This window comes from Stenotrophomonas sp. GW821-FHT02D01, assembly GCF_059421765.1.
Genome location: NZ_JBWKVP010000007.1, coordinates 99,410 through 115,574 on the forward strand (window position 1 = coordinate 99,410; position 16,165 = coordinate 115,574).

At 66.1% G+C, this 16,165-nt stretch carries 14 protein-coding genes; 8 read left to right on the top strand and 6 right to left on the bottom strand.

Annotated features, from left to right (window positions below; all coding sequences use genetic code 11):
- The first annotated feature begins 160 nt into the window (after nucleotides 1–160).
- Nucleotides 161–619, top strand: a complete 459-nt coding sequence (locus tag AC07UW_RS15115) for a hypothetical protein (protein ID WP_313250854.1) — start codon at nucleotides 161–163, stop codon at nucleotides 617–619.
- A 132-nt stretch (nucleotides 620–751) separates the two neighbouring features.
- On the opposite strand, the gene AC07UW_RS15120 is transcribed toward AC07UW_RS15115, so the two are convergent.
- A complete protein-coding gene (locus AC07UW_RS15120) occupies nucleotides 752–1,603 on the bottom strand; it encodes a pirin family protein (protein WP_495212332.1) in 852 nt (283 codons plus the stop codon).
- A 269-nt stretch (nucleotides 1,604–1,872) separates the two neighbouring features.
- Here AC07UW_RS15120 and AC07UW_RS15125 point away from each other — a divergent pair, with 269 nt between their 5' ends.
- Together AC07UW_RS15125 and AC07UW_RS15130 are read left to right on the top strand one after the other, a co-directional pair.
- On the top strand, nucleotides 1,873–3,954 hold the full coding sequence (locus tag AC07UW_RS15125) for a carbon starvation CstA family protein (protein WP_025877093.1): 2,082 nt from the start codon (nucleotides 1,873–1,875) through the stop codon (nucleotides 3,952–3,954).
- Complete coding sequence (locus AC07UW_RS15130) at nucleotides 3,954–4,178, top strand: YbdD/YjiX family protein (RefSeq protein WP_099843281.1); 225 nt, start codon at nucleotides 3,954–3,956, stop codon at nucleotides 4,176–4,178. Before AC07UW_RS15125 ends, AC07UW_RS15130 begins: the two co-directional genes overlap by 1 nt.
- A 119-nt stretch (nucleotides 4,179–4,297) precedes the next feature.
- Here AC07UW_RS15130 and AC07UW_RS15135 read toward each other — a convergent pair whose 3' ends face one another.
- Nucleotides 4,298–4,900, bottom strand: a complete 603-nt coding sequence (locus tag AC07UW_RS15135; protein ID WP_495212333.1) for a dihydrofolate reductase family protein — start codon at nucleotides 4,898–4,900, stop codon at nucleotides 4,298–4,300.
- A gap of 52 nt (nucleotides 4,901–4,952) precedes the next feature.
- Nucleotides 4,953–6,203 (bottom strand): DUF819 family protein, encoded by a 1,251-nt coding sequence (locus AC07UW_RS15140; protein WP_312786566.1) that lies wholly within the window; start codon nucleotides 6,201–6,203, stop codon nucleotides 4,953–4,955.
- Between the two features lie 156 nt (nucleotides 6,204–6,359).
- Here AC07UW_RS15140 and AC07UW_RS15145 point away from each other — a divergent pair, with 156 nt between their 5' ends.
- Nucleotides 6,360–6,749, top strand: a complete 390-nt coding sequence (locus AC07UW_RS15145) for a VOC family protein (RefSeq protein WP_025877085.1) — start codon at nucleotides 6,360–6,362, stop codon at nucleotides 6,747–6,749.
- Nucleotides 6,750–6,836: 87 nt separating this feature from the next.
- Here AC07UW_RS15145 and AC07UW_RS15150 read toward each other — a convergent pair whose 3' ends face one another.
- Entirely contained in the window at nucleotides 6,837–8,117 is a 1,281-nt protein-coding gene (locus AC07UW_RS15150) for a sensor histidine kinase (protein ID WP_032951976.1), read from the bottom strand.
- The gene (locus AC07UW_RS15155; RefSeq protein ID WP_025877081.1) at nucleotides 8,107–8,817 is read right to left on the bottom strand and encodes a response regulator transcription factor; all 711 of its coding nucleotides are present in this window, start codon (nucleotides 8,815–8,817) and stop codon (nucleotides 8,107–8,109) included. The genes AC07UW_RS15150 and AC07UW_RS15155 overlap by 11 nt, the downstream gene beginning before the upstream one ends.
- A gap of 132 nt (nucleotides 8,818–8,949) precedes the next feature.
- Between AC07UW_RS15155 and AC07UW_RS15160 the strand changes: the two genes are divergently transcribed.
- From AC07UW_RS15160 to AC07UW_RS15175, 4 genes are all read left to right on the top strand, one after another.
- The gene (locus AC07UW_RS15160; protein WP_495212334.1) at nucleotides 8,950–10,653 is read left to right on the top strand and encodes an ArnT family glycosyltransferase; all 1,704 of its coding nucleotides are present in this window, start codon (nucleotides 8,950–8,952) and stop codon (nucleotides 10,651–10,653) included.
- Between the two features lie 112 nt (nucleotides 10,654–10,765).
- Nucleotides 10,766–11,518 carry a phosphatase PAP2 family protein gene (locus AC07UW_RS15165; RefSeq protein ID WP_495212335.1) on the top strand — a complete coding sequence of 251 codons (753 nt, stop codon included), beginning with the start codon at nucleotides 10,766–10,768 and terminating at the stop codon, nucleotides 11,516–11,518.
- Nucleotides 11,515–13,164: a phosphoethanolamine transferase gene (locus AC07UW_RS15170; protein WP_495212336.1), complete on the top strand. Its 1,650-nt coding sequence runs from the start codon at nucleotides 11,515–11,517 to the stop codon at nucleotides 13,162–13,164. The genes AC07UW_RS15165 and AC07UW_RS15170 overlap by 4 nt, the downstream gene beginning before the upstream one ends.
- A gap of 536 nt (nucleotides 13,165–13,700) precedes the next feature.
- Nucleotides 13,701–15,671 (top strand): M2 family metallopeptidase, encoded by a 1,971-nt coding sequence (locus AC07UW_RS15175; protein ID WP_495212337.1) that lies wholly within the window; start codon nucleotides 13,701–13,703, stop codon nucleotides 15,669–15,671.
- Between the two features lie 80 nt (nucleotides 15,672–15,751).
- On the opposite strand, the gene AC07UW_RS15180 is transcribed toward AC07UW_RS15175, so the two are convergent.
- Complete coding sequence (locus AC07UW_RS15180; RefSeq protein WP_025877073.1) at nucleotides 15,752–16,144, bottom strand: hypothetical protein; 393 nt, start codon at nucleotides 16,142–16,144, stop codon at nucleotides 15,752–15,754.
- Nucleotides 16,145–16,165 lie beyond the last annotated feature (21 nt).

Here is a 16,165-nt window from a genome sequence, read left to right on the forward strand (position 1 = left end):
AATGGTTACGGATGTAACCGCGATTTGTGCGATCGCTCACGTTCCGTTAAGGTCTGGTCATCCGCCCGTGCTTTCGCCGGGCAGGACGGCATCCGGGGATGGGATGCCTCGACCGCCGGTGTCACCGGCGGTGCCAACGACACGCCACCTTGGGGGATGCATGAAGTTCGCGCCTGTTGTTCTGTCGAGCCTGTTGTTCGTTGCGGCGTCTGCCTGCGCGCAGGCCCCGGTCGACTGTCCTTCGTTGCCCGCCAGCAGCGGCCTGCAATGGCAGCAGCAGGCACAGTCCGGCTTCCTGGTCTGCCGCGCGGCCACCAGTGACGGGCGCGAAGTACTGAGCCTGATGCTCAGCCAGCGCGATCCGGGCATTCCGCTGACCCGCTCGCTGCGCCAGGAAAAAGGCAGCTTTGCCGGTGAATCGATGTACTGGTACCAGCCGGATCTGGGCGGCCAGGAGCCGCCGGGCTATGCCGAGCGCCGCATCAGCGTGGTCAAGCTGGACAAGGGCCGCTACGCGCAGATCGCGCTATATCCCGACAGTTCCCAGGAACTGGGCACGCTGCAGCAGCTTGCGCAGGGCATGAACCTGACGCCCTCTGCCGTGGCCGACGGCCGCTGAGGGGTTGTGGGGATGACTGCCTTGCAGCGTCCCCACCCGATGGACCGATCCGCGGGAAGTGCCGGCCGCTGGCCGGCAACCCGATCGGCGCGCACTGCAGGAGGTTGCCGGCCAGCGGCCGGCACTCCCGCCTCAGAACCTGCCTTCCTGGAAATCGACAAAGGCCTGCATCAGCTCTTCGCGGGTGTTCATCACGAACGGGCCATGACGCATCACCGGCTCGCGCAACGGACGCCCCGCCACCAGGATCAACCGCGCACCGTCGCTGCCTGCAGACAGATGCAACTGCTCGCCGCCGCCCAGCACCGCCAGTTCCTGCCGCGCCACGTCGCGCGCAGCATCCTGCTCGCCCACCGTCAGCCCGCCTTCGAACACATAGACGAACGCGTTGTGGCCTTCGGGCAGGGAGTAGGTCCAGGCACGATCGGCCTCCAGTGCAATGTCCAGATACAGCGGATCGGTGGCTGGCTGCGCGATCGGCCCCGCCGTGCCCCCGACCGTGCCAGCGATCACCTTGACCTGCACGCCTTCGGCCGGCTGCACCACCGGGATCTTCCCGGGAGCGAATTCCTGGTACTTCGGCGCGGTCATCTTGTCGCGCGCCGGCAGGTTCACCCACAGCTGGAAGCCGCGCATCTGCCCGCTTTCCTGCTCGGGCATCTCCGAATGCACCAGGCCACGGCCGGCCGTCATCCACTGCACGCTGCCCGGGGTCAGCAGGCCCTCGTTGCCGTGATTGTCGCGATGCCGCATGCGGCCATCGAGCATGTAGGTGACGGTCTCGAAACCACGATGCGGATGCTCGGGGAAACCGGCGATGTAGTCCTCGGCGCGATCGGTACCGAATTCGTCGAGCAGCAGGAACGGATCGAGGTCGGGCAGCGAGGGGCCGCCGATGACCCGGGTCAGGCGAACACCGGCACCGTCGGAGGTGGGCATGCCACGGATGGTACGCAGGACGCGGACCGGCTCGGGAAGGCTCATGGTGACTCCTGTTGGATGGATGCCGCTAAAAATGGACGCTGCAGCGCGCAACGCCAATGGATGCCGTCGCAACCGATTGTTCCATCCCTGGTGTTCGCCGCACGTCATGTCCGCACGCCGGCACCGCCTGCGTTGTCGGCTGCGAGGGAACATCGCCACCTGCCACACCCATGTACGACCAAAGTACTACCGCCGAATGGTCCCGTGCACATTGACCCTGCCAGGGGCACGCGGGACTCTTTGCCTGTCTTTCCGGGAGAGAGCACCTCATGAAAGGTTTTTCCAAAATAGGCTGGGCGGCCCTCGCCCTGCTCGGCGCGTTCTGCCTGGGCACGGTGGCGCTGCGGCGCGGTGAGCACATCAACGCGTTGTGGATCGTGGTCGCGGCGGTATCGCTGTACCTGGTCGCCTACCGCTTCTACAGCCTGTTCATCGCCGACAAGGTGATGCAGCTCGATCCGACCCGGGCCACCCCGGCGGTGATCAACAACGATGGCCTGGACTACGTACCGACCAACAAGCACGTGCTGTTCGGCCACCACTTCGCCGCCATTGCCGGTGCCGGCCCCCTGGTCGGCCCGGTGCTGGCCGCGCAGATGGGCTACCTGCCCGGCCTGCTGTGGCTGGTGGTCGGCGTGGTGCTGGCCGGTGCGGTGCAGGACTTCATGGTCCTGTTCCTGTCCAGCCGCCGCAACGGCCGCTCACTGGGTGACCTGGTGCGCGAGGAGATGGGCCAGGTGCCCGGCACCATCGCGTTGTTCGGTGCCTTCCTGATCATGATCATCATCCTGGCCGTGCTGGCGATGGTGGTGGTCAAGGCACTGGCGGAAAGCCCGTGGGGCATGTTCACGGTGATCGCGACGATGCCCATCGCGATCCTGATGGGCGTCTACATGCGCTACATCCGACCGGGCAAGATCGGTGAGATCTCGGTGGTGGGCCTGGTGCTGCTGCTCGCCGCGATCTGGTTCGGTGGCAAGGTGGCGGCAGACCCGACCTGGGGCCCGGCCTTCACCTTCACCGGCACCCAGATCACCTGGATGCTGATCGGCTACGGTTTCGTCGCCTCGGTGCTGCCGGTCTGGCTGCTGCTGGCACCGCGCGACTACCTGTCGACCTTCCTGAAGATCGGCACGATCATCGCGCTGGCCATCGGCATCCTGGTGGTGATGCCGGAACTGAAGATGCCGGCGCTGACCCAGTTCGCGGCCAGCGGCGACGGCCCGGTGTGGAAGGGCGGCATGTTCCCGTTCCTGTTCATCACCATCGCCTGTGGCGCGGTGTCGGGTTTCCATGCACTGATCTCTTCGGGTACCACACCGAAGCTTCTGGCCAATGAAGCGCACATGCGCTACATCGGCTACGGTGGCATGTTGATGGAATCGTTCGTGGCCGTGATGGCGCTGGTGGCCGCCTCGATCATCGATCCGGGCATCTACTTCGCGATGAACAGCCCGGCGGCGGTGATCGGTGCCGATGCAGCGTCGGCCGCGCACTACATCACCAATACCTGGGGCTTCACCATCACCCCCGAACAGCTGACGGCCACGGCGGCAGCGATCGGTGAACCGACCATCCTGCATCGTGCCGGTGGTGCCCCCACCCTGGCGGTGGGCATCGCGCAGATCCTGCATGAGGCGATCCCCAGCAGCAGCGACGCGATGATGGCGTTCTGGTACCACTTCGCCATCCTGTTCGAAGCACTGTTCATCCTCACCGCTGTGGATGCGGGCACACGTGCCGGTCGTTTCATGCTGCAGGACCTGCTCGGCAATTTCGTGCCGGCGCTGAAGAAGACCGAGTCTTGGACTGCAAACATCATCGGCACTGCCGGCTGCGTGGCGCTGTGGGGCTACCTGCTGTACACCGGCGTGGTCGATCCGTTCGGCGGCATCCAGACGTTGTGGCCGTTGTTCGGCATCTCCAACCAGATGCTGGCGGGCATCGCGCTGATGCTGGGCACGGTGGTGCTGTTCAAGATGAAGCGTGACCGCTACGCGTGGGTCACCGCGGTGCCTGCGGTGTGGTTGCTGATCTGCACCACCTATGCTGGTTTCATCAAGATCTTCGACAGCAATCCGGCGCAGGGCTTCCTGGCACAGGCACACAAGTTCCAGGACGCGTTGGCCAGCGGCACGATCACCGCACCGGCCAAGTCGGTCGCGCAGATGCAACAGATCGTGGTCAATGCCTACGTCAACACCGGCCTGACCGCGCTGTTCCTGCTGGTGGTGGCGTCGGTGCTGGTGTATTCGATCAAGACGATCGTGGCGGCGCGCCGCAATCCGCAGCGCAGCGACCGCGAGACCCCGTACGTGGCGCTGAAGCCGCATGAAATGGTGGACCTGTAATGAGTACGCAACTGGTTCCGGTGGGGCAGTACCAGGCGCACCGCCGCATCTGGCGGCGCTTGGTGCAGACCGCACGTCTGTGCTGTGGGATTCCTGATTACGACAACTACGTCCGGCACATGCTGGAAAAGCATCCGGATCAGGAACCGATGGACTACAAGACGTTCTTCCGTGAGCGCCAGGAAGCGCGTTACAGCGGCAAGAACGGGGGTCGCTGCTGCTGAAGCCGCAGCGTTCGCACGTCCCTGACCATGGGTTGGGACACCGATGAAAAAACGGCGGCGCGAAAGCGCCGCCGTTGCTTTGAATGCCCGGCAGACCGACTCCTGGCCGATCCGCCGCCCTAGCCGGCGCTGCCGACGGTGTAACGCGTCTGCACGAATCCGAACGGATACACCACGGTGGCACGATGCGTCAGCAGCGCTTCGGCCCCCGTCTCGCCGAACAACCGCAGGCCACCACCGACCAGCACCGGAATCGTGGTCACGGTGATCTCCTGCAACAGGCCCTCGGCGAGGAAGGACTGCACCGTGCGTCCGCCGTCGATGTAGAGGCGGTCCAGACCACACGCTGCCGCCTCTTCCATCAACGTGGACAACGCCCCCGCATGCAGCCGCACCGTGGTCGGTGCCTCCTCGGGAACGGCCTGCAGGGAGTGGCTCAGCACATAGACCGGCAGATCCGCATACGGCCATTCGGGAAAGGACAGCACTTTCTCGAAGGTGCCCCGTCCCATGACGATCGCCTTGATCGGTGCCATGTAGGCAGCGTATCCACAATCTTCACCGGCCGGCACCCTCTGATTGGCGTGGTCGAGCCAGTCCAGATTGCCATCCGCGCGCGCGATGCAACCGTCCAGGCTGACAGCAATGAACGAAGAACAATGAGGTGTCACACGTATCTCCCAGGTGTGATACCGACCGCTGGCCAGCGCTCGGCACACCACGACGAAAGAGGAGCCGGCCAGCGGCCGGCACTACCGCAATAGGCATTCGGGACTACGCGCCCGCCATCCACTTCAGGATCAGCCCGGTGACATACGCCAGGCCGGTACCGGTGGCGTAACCGACCGTACCGAGCAGCACTCCCACCGGCGCCAGCGTCGGATGGAATGCTGCCGCCACCACCGGTGCCGAGGCGGCGGCGCCGATGTTGCCCTGCGAACCGATCGCGAAGAAGAACAGCGGCGCACGCACCAGCTTGGCCACGATCCACAGCACAAGCACGTGGGTGGCCATCCAGATGGCCCCCAGCAGGAACAGCCACGGACGATCCAGCAGCGACAACAGGTTCATCTGCATGCCGATGCAGGCGATCAGGAAGTACAGGAACACGGTACCCAGGCGCGAGGCGCCTGCCGCTTCCAGCCGGCGTGCACGGGTGAAGCTGAGCGTCAGGCCCATCGCGGTGGACAGCAGGATCACCCACACAAACTGGCTGTCGAGGCTGAACTGGCTGGCCCAGCTGACATTGGCCTTGAACCAGCCCGACAGCGGTGCGGCGATGGCATGGGCCAGGCCGACGCCGCCCAGTGCCACGCCGACGATCACCATCAGGTCGGTCATGCTGGGGATGCGCGCGTTCTGTGCCTCGTAGGCACTGATGCGCGCCTTCATTTCATCGATGGCGCGGGTGTCGGCACCGTTGCGTGCATCGATCTGCTGGGCGCGGTTGGCCATGAACAGCAGGATCGCCATCCACAGGCTGGCGCAGGCCACGTCGACCACAGCGAACTGGCCGAAGGTGGTGGCATCGGTGCCGAACACTTCGCGCATGGCAACCATGTTGGCGCCACCGCCGATCCAGCTGCCCGCCAATGCGGCCATCCCGGCCCAGGTGTCACCGGCCACGGTTTCCGGATGGATCAGCTTCATCACCTGGAAGGAGACGATGGCGCCGAGCATGATGCCGGCGGTGCCGGCGCAGAACACCAGCAGCAGCTTCGGCCCGAGCTTGGCGATGCCTTTCAGGTCGATCGACAGGGTCAGCAGGACCAACGCCGCCGGCAACAGCACATCGCGGGCGACCGGGTTGTACAGCGAGGTGTTGTGGCCATCGATGACACCGGCGGTGTTGTAGATGGCGGGGATGAAATAGCACAGCAGCAGTGCTGGTACCCAGGCGAAGATCTTCTTCAGCAAGGGCGTTGGGCCACTGGCAGCCCAGAAGATCAAGGCGAGGGTGGCGGCGATCAGACCAAGGCCAACGATGTCGTTGCTGATCAGGGCAGTAGCGGGTTCGGTCGGCATGGGATCCTCTGTCGATCGAAAGAGCGGAAAAGAAAAGCGCCGCATAAGCGGCGCGGGTCGAAATTAACATAGTCTTCACGCAGGGTCATGCTGCGCTGCTTGCGGCAGCGCGCGGGCCTACCGAGAATCGCAGCATTCCCTTCTGGAGCCTGCCCCATGCAACTCGGCGCTTTTTCAGTCAGCCTGGCGGTGAAGGACCTGGCCACCTCGCGTGCGTTCTATGAGGCGCTGGGGTTCTCGGTGACCGGTGGTGATGCGGCGCAGAACTGGCTGGTACTGCGCAACAACGGCATCGTGGTCGGCCTGTTCCAGGGCATGTTCGAGGGCAACCTGCTGACCTTCAATCCCGGCTGGGACCAGCACAAGCAGGAACTGGCGTCCTTCCAGGACGTGCGTGAGGTACAGGCCGAGCTGGACGCCAAGGGCATCGCACTCACGGCGCGTGCCGATCCCGATGGCGAAGGTCCGGCCTATCTGCAGCTGACCGATCCCGATGGCAACGTGATCCTGATCGACCAGCACGTGGCGCGGCCAACGGGGCGGTGACGCGGCCAGCGTGCCAACCAGGGTTGGCACCTACCAGAACGCACGCGGCCATTGCCTGGCAGGCGTCGGCCTTGGTCGACGGAGAGGTCAGCCTGGCCGCGATGTACCAAAGTCGAGCGAGGCCAGGGTCCCGCGCGGCTGGCAGGGCTGCAGCTGCAGGGTCCAGCCCAGGTGCTCGCACAACCGCGCGATCAGTTCCAGGCCGATGCCGCCGCGGTCGCCGCGCTCACCGCGGGCCATCCGCGCGTGGATCGCTGCGATCTCCTCCGGGCTCATGCCATGGCCGGGGTCCTGCAGGGTCAACACCGCTGCCGAGGTCAGGCGCAGCTCGATATGACCGCGGCCGCTGTTCTCGATGGCATTGCGCAGCAGGTTGCCGATCGCCGCCTGCACCACCGCCAGCGGCGCGACGATGTCGACCGGCGCGGCCTGGATGCCGATGCTCAGGTCCTTGTCGCCCAGCAGGTGGCGATGGTCGTCGACGATCTCCGGCAGCAGCTGGTCCAGCGCGATGCGCTCGGCACGGGCAGCCAGGCGAGCCGGATCGCGCGCCAACACCAGCAACAGCTCGATCAGCTGCTCAACGCCCTGCGCGGTACGCAGCACGCGCTGCATCTGCTGCCGTGCGCGCTCAGGCAGGCCGGGTTGCTCCAGCGCCAGTTCGGCGGCACCGGTCATCACTGCGATCGGCGTGCGCAGTTCATGGCTTGCGGTACTGATGAACACCCGCTCGCGCTCGACGAACTGCTCGTTGCGATCAAGGTAATCGTTCAGCGCATCGGCGATGGTGTGCAGCTCGGAACTGCCGCGCGGATCGACGTCAATGCGCTGGCCCTGCACGCCGGGCCGCAGTGCACCGATGTGCTGGGCCAGCAGGCTCAAGGGGCGCACCATGCGCTCCATGCCGAAGGAGGCCATCAACACGGTGACGAAGATCATGATGATGCCGGCCAGCATCACCCAGCGCGTTGCGAATTGTTCCAGGTCGTGGAAATCGGAGATGTCCAGGGCCAGCGCAACCCGTCCCATCGAGCCGGTATCGCGCACCATCACCGCCGTCTCGCGCTCGCCGATCATCACCCCGTCATGCAACCCCGGATGCAGGGTGCGCAGGCTGGCGGGCATGTTGGCTTCATTGAAGCGGAACAGGCTCAGCGTGTCCGAGTCCTGCCAGCGATAGTGCGGCTCGTGCTCGGTGTGCTCGACGATGCTGTCCAGTTCGGAATTGAGCAGCGCGCGCCACGCCGCGTGCTCGGCGTGTTCGTGCACGTAGTTGCCCACACTGAACACCGCCAGCGAAATCAGCGCCAGGTAGCCCAGCAGCCACCACACCACCCGGCGGTAGAGCGGCCCGGGCTTACGCGCCATCGTCATCGTTCCGTGCGTCCGCGCCTGCGGTGGACGCCAGCCGGTAGCCCACCCGCGGCAGGGTGTGGATCAGCTTGTCGGCAAAGGGGCCGTCTACGCTGCGGCGCAGCTCGTACACATGCGAGCGCAGGAGGTCGCCGTCCGGTGGTTCGTCACCCCACAGGGCGAATTCCAGCTGCTGCCGGGTGACCGCGCCCGGGCTGGCGCGCATCAGCACTTCCAGCAGCTTGCGGCAGGCCGGGTACAGGTGCAGCACCTGGCCGGCGCGCTGCGCCTCCAGGCTGGCCAGGTCCAGCACCAGGTCGCCCACCTGCAGGCGCTTGCGCGGATTGCGACCCTGCGCGCGCAGCAGCAGCGCCTCCAGGCGCACTTCCAGTTCCGGCAAGGCGAATGGCTTGGTCAGGTAATCATCTGCGCCGGCCCGGAAGCCGGCAATCTTGTCCGGCAGTTCGTCGCGTGCGGTCAGCATGATCACCGGCACTTCCGAGGCGTGCTCGGAGCGCAGCCGCCGCAGCACCTCCGGGCCTTCCATGCGCGGCAGCATCCAGTCCAGGATCACCGCGTCATACGGGTGGCTGCCGGCCAGGTGCAGGCCGGTGATGCCATCCGGGGCCACGTCGAGCACATGCCCGCGCGACTCGAAATAGTCGAACAGGTTGGCCACCAACTGGCGGTTGTCCTCGATCACCAACAGGCGCATGCACGAAACATCCACGGAAGTTCATGCCATGGTAGCGCTGCGGATGTCGGAATGCGGTCGCCATGCCGGCCGCTCCGACGGCTTTCCCACGTGCCCCTTATCAGAATGGCCGTTTTGCTCCCGGAGCCTGCCGTGCCCGTTGCCCTGCCCCGCCGTTGGCACCTGCCGCTGCTGTGGTTGTTGATCGTGATGGCGCTGGCGGCCGGGCTTGGCATGCGCCAGCCGCAGCCACCGGACGAACCACGCTTCGTGCTGGCCGCACGTGCCATGGTGGAGAGCGGCGAGTGGCTGCTGCCGCACCGGGGCAGCGAGCTGTACGCCGAGAAGCCGCCGGTGTTCATGTGGCTGCAGGCCGCTGCCCACCAGGTGGTCGGCAGCTGGCAGTGGTCGTTCCTGCTGCCGTCGCTGCTGGCTGCGCTGCTCAGCCTGTGGCTGGTGTCCGACCTGGCACGCCGGCTATGGTCGCCACGGCATTCGTTGTACGCGCTTGGCGCACTGTTCTGCACCCTGCAGTTCGGCCTGATGGCCAAGCGCGCGCAGATCGACATGGTGCTGGTGGGCATGACCACGCTGGCCCTGTGGGGCCTGCTGCGCCACCTCTGCGAGCGCCGCAACCTGCCGGCGCTGTGGCTGGCCGGCTTCGCCGCCGGCGTCGGCACGGTGACCAAGGGGGTGGGCTTCCTGCCCTTGCTGATGGTGCTGCCTTGGCTGGGCTGGCGGCTGTACCAGCGCCGTCGCGGCCGGCCGGTGGACGGCCCCCACCCCGCCAGCCTGCTGTGGCTGATTCCGGCCTTCCTGCTGGGTACAGCGGTGTGGCTGGCGCCGCTGGCCTGGGCGCTGCTGCATGAACCCAGTGCATCGCTGCAGTCGTACGCACACGAACTGCTGTTCAAGCAGACCGGCACCCGCTATGCCAATGCCTGGCACCATCGCCAGCCGGTCTGGTACTACCTGCAGGTGATCGCCACGCTGTGGCTGCCGGGTGCGCTGCTGCTGCCGCTGATGGTCAAGCCGTGGTGGCGCCGGCTGCGTCGCGGCGACCAGCGCCAGTGGCTGCTGCTGGGCTGGGCCGCGCTGGTCCTGCTGTTCTTCACTGCCAGCCCCGGCAAGCGCGAGGTGTACGTGCTGCCGATGCTGCCGGCGATGGCACTGGCGGTGGCGCCGCTGTTGCCCGGCCTGCTGCGTCGCCTGTGCGTGCGCCGCTACCTGTTCGGCTACAGCCTGCTGCTGATGCTGGCCACCGGCGCGCTTGGCGTGATGATGCTGACCGACAGCCCCTGGGCGCAGGCGCAGCTGGCACGGCGGGCGATGCCCGACACCCTGCTGCCCGTGTTCGGCGATGGCCTGCTGACCTTCGCCATCGCCGTGGCGACGCTGGCGGTGTGGCTGCGGATACGACGCGCGGCCACGCTGGTACTGCTCACCCACGGCCTGCTGTGGATGCTGTACGGACTGGTGCTGATACCCGCGCTGGACCCCTACGCCTCGGCTTCGGCGGTGATGCGCCGGGTGGGCACGCGGATCGGCCCCGATGCGGAGCTGGCGCTGGTGGCCTGGCGCGAACAGAACCTGCTGCAGGCCGACCGGCCGGTGCGCGAGTTCGGCTTCAAGCGGCCGTGGGCAGAGCAGTGGCACGACGCCGGTCCATGGTTGGCCGAGGCGCCGGACAAGCGCTGGTTGCTGGTGCTGGACAAGGCCATGAGCCCTTGTGTCGATCCGGCCCAGGTCATCGACATCGGTGTTGCCAATCGCAATCGTTGGCAGTTGCTTCCGGGCACCGCCTGGGATGCGGCCTGCCATGCCGAGCGTGCAGGCGCCAACGACGAAGAAGACTGAACGATGATTCGCGCCGGGCGCGGATTAACCCGGCGCAAACGCGTGTACGACCCTTCTCCGACATGCCAGTGACGAGCATGGCCGCGGATTCCCGTAACGGCCCCTTCCCTGCATGCCCGCTCGCCCTCTTGTCCCGGCAGTCTCCTTTGCGCCCTCGCTGCTGGCGTCGCGTTTTGCCGCTACCCATCTTTGGCTGCCTTCTGTCATCGGCATTGCGGTATTCACCGTGCTGATGGGCCTGGGGGGCGACCAGTGGCTGGCCGACCACCTGTTCCGGCTGGAGGGCGGCCGCTGGGCGCTGCAGGATGCGTGGCTGACGCGTTCGGTGGTGCACAAGGCCGGCAAGTGGCTGAGCACCGCTGCGGCACTGGTGGCGATGCTGCTGTGCTTCCACCACTGGCGCCGCGGCCGCGATCGCACGCTGCGTTGGGCGCTGCTGTATGTGGTGGTGGCCGTGGCACTCGGCACCGGGCTGATCTCGCTGCTGAAATCGCTGGTGCCGATGGACTGCCCGTGGGATCTGCTGCGCTATGGCGGACACGACCCGTTCGTCGGTCTTCTCAGCAGCCGCCCAACCGGCATGGCCGCACGCGCCTGCTTCCCCGCCGGCCACGCAAGCGCGGGATACGCATGGATGTGCCTGTACTTCTTCGCGCTGCTGTGGCGCCCCGCCTGGCGTTGGGCCGGGCTGTGGATCGGCCTCGGCAGCGGCCTGGTGTTCGGCATCGGCCAACAGCTGCGCGGCGCCCACTTCCTTTCGCATGACGTTGCCACCGCCTTGATCTGTTGGCTGCTGTCGCTGGGCCTGTACCTGATGGTCCGCCGCCAGTTGGATCGCTCGACCCGCCAGGAGGCGATTGCATGAACGCATCGGTCCAACGCTCCTTCCGTCTGCCCACGCTGGCCAACATCCGCGCATGGCGGCCACAGCTGTCCACCGAAGCGTTGATCGTGCTGACCAGCCTGTTCTTCGCTGTGGCCGGCAATGGCCTGTTCTGGCACAGCGCCATGGCCAGCCACCCGGGCAGCCTGCGCTATGCACTTTCACTGCTGTTGCTGCTGCTGGGCGCGCACGGTGTGCTGCTGGGCATCCTTGTGTGGCGCTGGAATGCCAAGGTGGTGATCAGCGTGCTGCTGCTGGTCACCGCGTTTGCCGCGCACTACATGAGCCGTTACCACATCTATCTGGATGCGGACATGCTGCGCAACGTGCTGGCTACCGACCCCAAGGAAAGCCGCGAACTGATGACGGTGTCGCTGCTGTGGCCGGTCCTGCTGCTGGCTGTGTTGCCGATGGTGGTGCTGTGGCGCGTTGACCTGCGCCGCCGCAGCTGGGGCCGCAGCCTGCTGTGGCGCATCGGCTTCCTGCTGGTCGCTGCGGTCACCGCACTCGGTGGCGCGCTGGTGTCCTTCCAGGATGTGTCGGCGCTGATGCGTAACCAGCGCGAAGTGCGCTACCTGGCCACGCCGGCCAATGTGCTGCTGGGGCTGCCGCGTGCCCTGCGCGGCGACAACCCGGTGCAACGCGCGCCGAAGCTGCCGATCGGTACCGATGCCAAGGCGACCCCGCGCGCAGCAACCAGCAAGCCACGCCTGCTGGTGATCGTGATGGGTGAAACGGTACGCGCGCAGAACTGGGGCCTGAATGGTGGCCGCAACACCACGCCGGAGCTGGCCCAGGCGGCGGTGGTCAATTTCCCGGACATGCACTCCTGCGGCACCAGCACCGAGGTTTCGCTGCCCTGCCTGTTCTCGCCCTGGGGACGCCACGAGTACGACGAGAAGAAGATCCGTGCGCACCAGTCGCTGCTGCATGTACTGAACCGCGCGGGCATCGTGCCGCTGTGGCGCGACAACCAGTCCGGCTGCAAGGGCGTATGCGAGGGCCTGGACTTCCAGTCGCTGTCGGACGCGACCACGCCGGGGCTATGTGCCGATGGCCGTTGCATGGACGAGATCCTGCTGCAGGACCTGGCGACGCAGGTGCGTGCGCGCCCGGGTGATCGAGTGGTGGTGCTGCACCAGCTGGGCAACCATGGCCCGGCCTATTTCGAGCGCTACCCGCCCGCCTTCCGTCGCTTCACCCCGACCTGTGACACCCAGGACATTGGTCGCTGCTCGCGCGAAGAGATCACCAACAGTTACGACAACGCCGTGCTGTACACCGATCATTTCCTGAGCAAGACCATCGGCACGCTGCAGGGCCTGCAGGACTACGACACGGCGATGATCTACCTGTCCGACCACGGTGAATCGCTGGGCGAAAAGGGCCTGTACCTGCACGGTGTGCCGTACGCGATCGCACCGGCCGAGCAGACCCGGGTGCCGATGACGATGTGGTTCTCGCCGGGCTTCGCCAGCAGCCGTGGACTGGACCTGCAGTGCGTGCGCAAGCGCTCGGCCAGCTACACCGACCACGACAACCTGTTCCCGTCGGTGCTGGGGCTGATGCAAGTGAAGACCTCGCTGTACGAGCGGGATCGCGACCTGTTCGCCGGCTGCGAGAGTTAGGGTTGTTCGGCAGGGCTTGCAGCCCTGCACCTGCAGAGGCAACGGCAACGGCCGAAGCAACAGCAAAGGCTCGTTTTCTGGGGGATGGCGGGGTGGGTCCGGTTGCGGGGGACGCCGTAAATCCGTCCATGGAGGCTCGGTCGCGCCATCCATGGCGCTCACGCCCCCGCAACCGGACCCACCCCGCCTTCGACAGATTTCCGCTGCTGTTGGTGGGTGCCGACCGTTGGTCGGCACGGGGTCGGATCCGAATTTGAGTCTCGATTTCTGACAGATCTCATCCACGCATGGCGTGGATCTACTGCCATCACCGAATTGCGTCTGGGGCAGAGCCCCCTGAGTCAGGGGGCGGCCGCGAAGCGGCGGGGGTCTGGAAGCTGATAAGCGGGGCCCGCGTTTCGCGCAGCGAAGCGTGGGAGCGACAGCGCGCATGCGATGTCGCGGTCCCAGGGCGCCGCCCGGCCGACTTCCGCCACTTGCGGTGGCAACGCCTGCCCACTAGCCTTCGGCGGTCGTTCACCACCCAAGGATCGCCCGTGAAACACCGTCATCTCCTGCTGGCCGCGGCAGTCGCCGCCGCCACGCTGGCCCTGGCCGCCTGCAAGAAGGAAGCCGCCCCAGGCACCGAGACCGCCAGCAGCAGCGCAGCGGCCGGCGAAACCGCCGACCAGTTCGTGGCCCGCATCAATGCCGAATTCAAGGCGGCCTACCCGGAGATGACCTCGGCGCAGTGGCTGTCCTCGACCTACATCAACAGCGATTCAGAGCGCATCGCAGCCAAGGCCAACGAGCGTTCGCTGACCCAGCTCAACAGCTGGATCGAGCAGGCCGGCAAGTTCGATGGCAAGCCGATGAGCGAAGACAGCAAGCGCGCGATCCACCTGCTGAAGCTGATGTCGTCGATGCCGGCGCCGCGCGACCCGGCCAAGCTGGCCGAACTGACCCAGATCGCCACCCGCATGGAAGGCAGCTACGGCGCAGGCAAGTACTGCACCGACGCCAACGATCCCAACTCCTGCCGCCAGCTGGGCGAACTGGAGCAGGTGCTGGCGCGCAGCCGCGACTATGACCAGCAGCTCGATGCCTGGCAGGGCTGGCACAGCACCACCAAGAGCATGCGCGGTGATTACCAGAAGTTCGTCGGCCTGGTGAATGAAGGTGCAAAGGGCATGGGCTTCACCGATGCCGGGCAGATGTGGCGCAGTGGCTATGACATGCCGCCGGAGCAGATCGGCCCGGAAACCGATCGCCTGTGGGAACAGGTCAAGCCGATGTACGAGCAGCTGCACTGCTACGCGCGGGGCAAGCTGGACAAGACCTATGGCAAGGACAAGGCCGAGGTGGGCAACGGCCTGATCGCCGCGCACCTGATGGGCAACATGTGGCAGCAGGACTGGTCCAACCTGTGGGACCAGCTGGAACCGTACCCGGGCGCCGGCAGCCTGGACATCACTGCAGCGCTGGAGAAGCAGTACCAGACCAACCTGAGCGCGGCGCTGGCCAAGGCCGGCAAGGATGCGAACGTGGCCGCGCAGTACAAGGCGCAGCGCGAGGCCGAACTGCGCACCGCCAAGCAGATGACCGAGCGTGCACAGGACTTCTACGTATCGCTGGGCATGCCGTCGTTGCCGCAGTCGTACTGGGACAAGACCCAGTTCATCAAGCCCGATGACCGCGACGTGGTCTGCCACGCCAGTGCGTGGGACATGAACATGGAAGGCGATGTGCGCACCAAGATGTGCATCAAGCCCAACGAAGAGAACTTCACCACCATCTACCACGAACTGGGCCACATCTATTACGACCTGGCCTACAACCCGCTGCCGCCGCTGTTCCAGGGTGGTGCCAACGATGGCTTCCATGAAGCGATCGGCGACACCATCGTGCTGGCGATGACGCCGAAGTACCTCAGCTCGATCGGGCTGGTCGACGCGCCGACCGAGAGCCGCGAAGCGGTCATCAACAACCAGATGCGCATGGCGCTGTCGGGTGTGTCGTTCCTGCCGTTCGGCCTGATGATCGACCGCTGGCGCTGGGGCGTGTTCGATGGTTCGATCACCGCGGACAACTACAACAAGGCATGGTGGGACCTGAAGGCCAAGTACCAGGGCGTGGCCCCGGCCAGCGCCCGTGGCGAGGAATTCTTCGACCCGGGTGCCAAATACCACGTGCCGGGCAACACCCCGTATACCCGCTACTTCCTGGCGCGCATCCTGCAGTTCCAGTTCTACAAGGGCCTGTGCGATGCCTCCGGCTTCAAGGGTCCGCTGCACGAGTGCACCTTCTACGGCAACAAGGAAGCCGGCCAGAAGTACTGGGCGATGCTGAGCAAGGGCGCCAGCCAGCCGTGGCAGGCCACGCTGAAGGAACTGACCGGCTCGGACAAGCTCGATGCCGGCCCGATGATCGAGTACTTCAGCCCGGTCAACGCGTGGTTGAAGCAGCAGAACGAAGGCCAGATGTGCGGTTGGCAGGCCAACGCGGCACCGGCAGCGGCGGCGAAATGAAAAAAGGGGCGGGTCCGCGAGGATCCGCCCCTTTCCATTTCGGTAGTGCCGGCCGCTGGCCGGCATTGCCGCAATGAGGATCAGTTGCTCTTCTTCGCCGCCAGCTGCGCGGCCAGCGCGGCCTTGAATTCCTCGAAGGTCTGCCCCTTTTCGTTGGCTTCGGCCTGCGCCGCATCGCGCAGCGCATCCGAATAGATCAGGCGCACCGGCGTGCCCTGCCGTTCGTGCAGTTCACCGGCCTGCATGATCAGCGCCAGTACCTGGGCCGCACTCTCGCTTTGGCCGGCGATGCGGCCATCCATGCCCAGCACCCATTCGCCATCGCGACGGACGATGCCGGCCAGCAGCGTGCGCTGCGTGTCGCGCAGCTCGGCGTGCGGCTCGACGGGCGAGGCAGTGGCGGCGGCCTTGTTGGCAGCCTGCTGTTCCTGGCGACGGCGCTGGTCGCGGCGGGATTTGGAAGAGGTCGACATCAGTGGGGCTTGCATTGCGGG

Excerpts from the sequence above, each read along its gene's own strand:
- AC07UW_RS15140 (WP_312786566.1), bottom strand. The coding sequence starts at position 6,203 with ATGCCGACCGAACCCGCTACTGCCCTGATCAGCAACGACATCGTTGGC.
- AC07UW_RS15150 (WP_032951976.1), bottom strand. The coding sequence starts at position 8,117 with ATGGCGCGTAAGCCCGGGCCGCTCTACCGCCGGGTGGTGTGGTGGCTG.
- AC07UW_RS15180 (WP_025877073.1), bottom strand. The coding sequence starts at position 16,144 with ATGTCGACCTCTTCCAAATCCCGCCGCGACCAGCGCCGTCGCCAGGAA.
- AC07UW_RS15125 (WP_025877093.1), top strand. The coding sequence starts at position 1,873 with ATGAAAGGTTTTTCCAAAATAGGCTGGGCGGCCCTCGCCCTGCTCGGC.
- AC07UW_RS15155 (WP_025877081.1), bottom strand. The coding sequence starts at position 8,817 with ATGCGCCTGTTGGTGATCGAGGACAACCGCCAGTTGGTGGCCAACCTG.
- AC07UW_RS15145 (WP_025877085.1), top strand. The coding sequence starts at position 6,360 with ATGCAACTCGGCGCTTTTTCAGTCAGCCTGGCGGTGAAGGACCTGGCC.
- AC07UW_RS15165 (WP_495212335.1), top strand. The coding sequence starts at position 10,766 with ATGCCCGCTCGCCCTCTTGTCCCGGCAGTCTCCTTTGCGCCCTCGCTG.
- AC07UW_RS15115 (WP_313250854.1), top strand. The coding sequence starts at position 161 with ATGAAGTTCGCGCCTGTTGTTCTGTCGAGCCTGTTGTTCGTTGCGGCG.
- AC07UW_RS15170 (WP_495212336.1), top strand. The coding sequence starts at position 11,515 with ATGAACGCATCGGTCCAACGCTCCTTCCGTCTGCCCACGCTGGCCAAC.
- AC07UW_RS15120 (WP_495212332.1), bottom strand. The coding sequence starts at position 1,603 with ATGAGCCTTCCCGAGCCGGTCCGCGTCCTGCGTACCATCCGTGGCATG.
- AC07UW_RS15130 (WP_099843281.1), top strand. The coding sequence starts at position 3,954 with ATGAGTACGCAACTGGTTCCGGTGGGGCAGTACCAGGCGCACCGCCGC.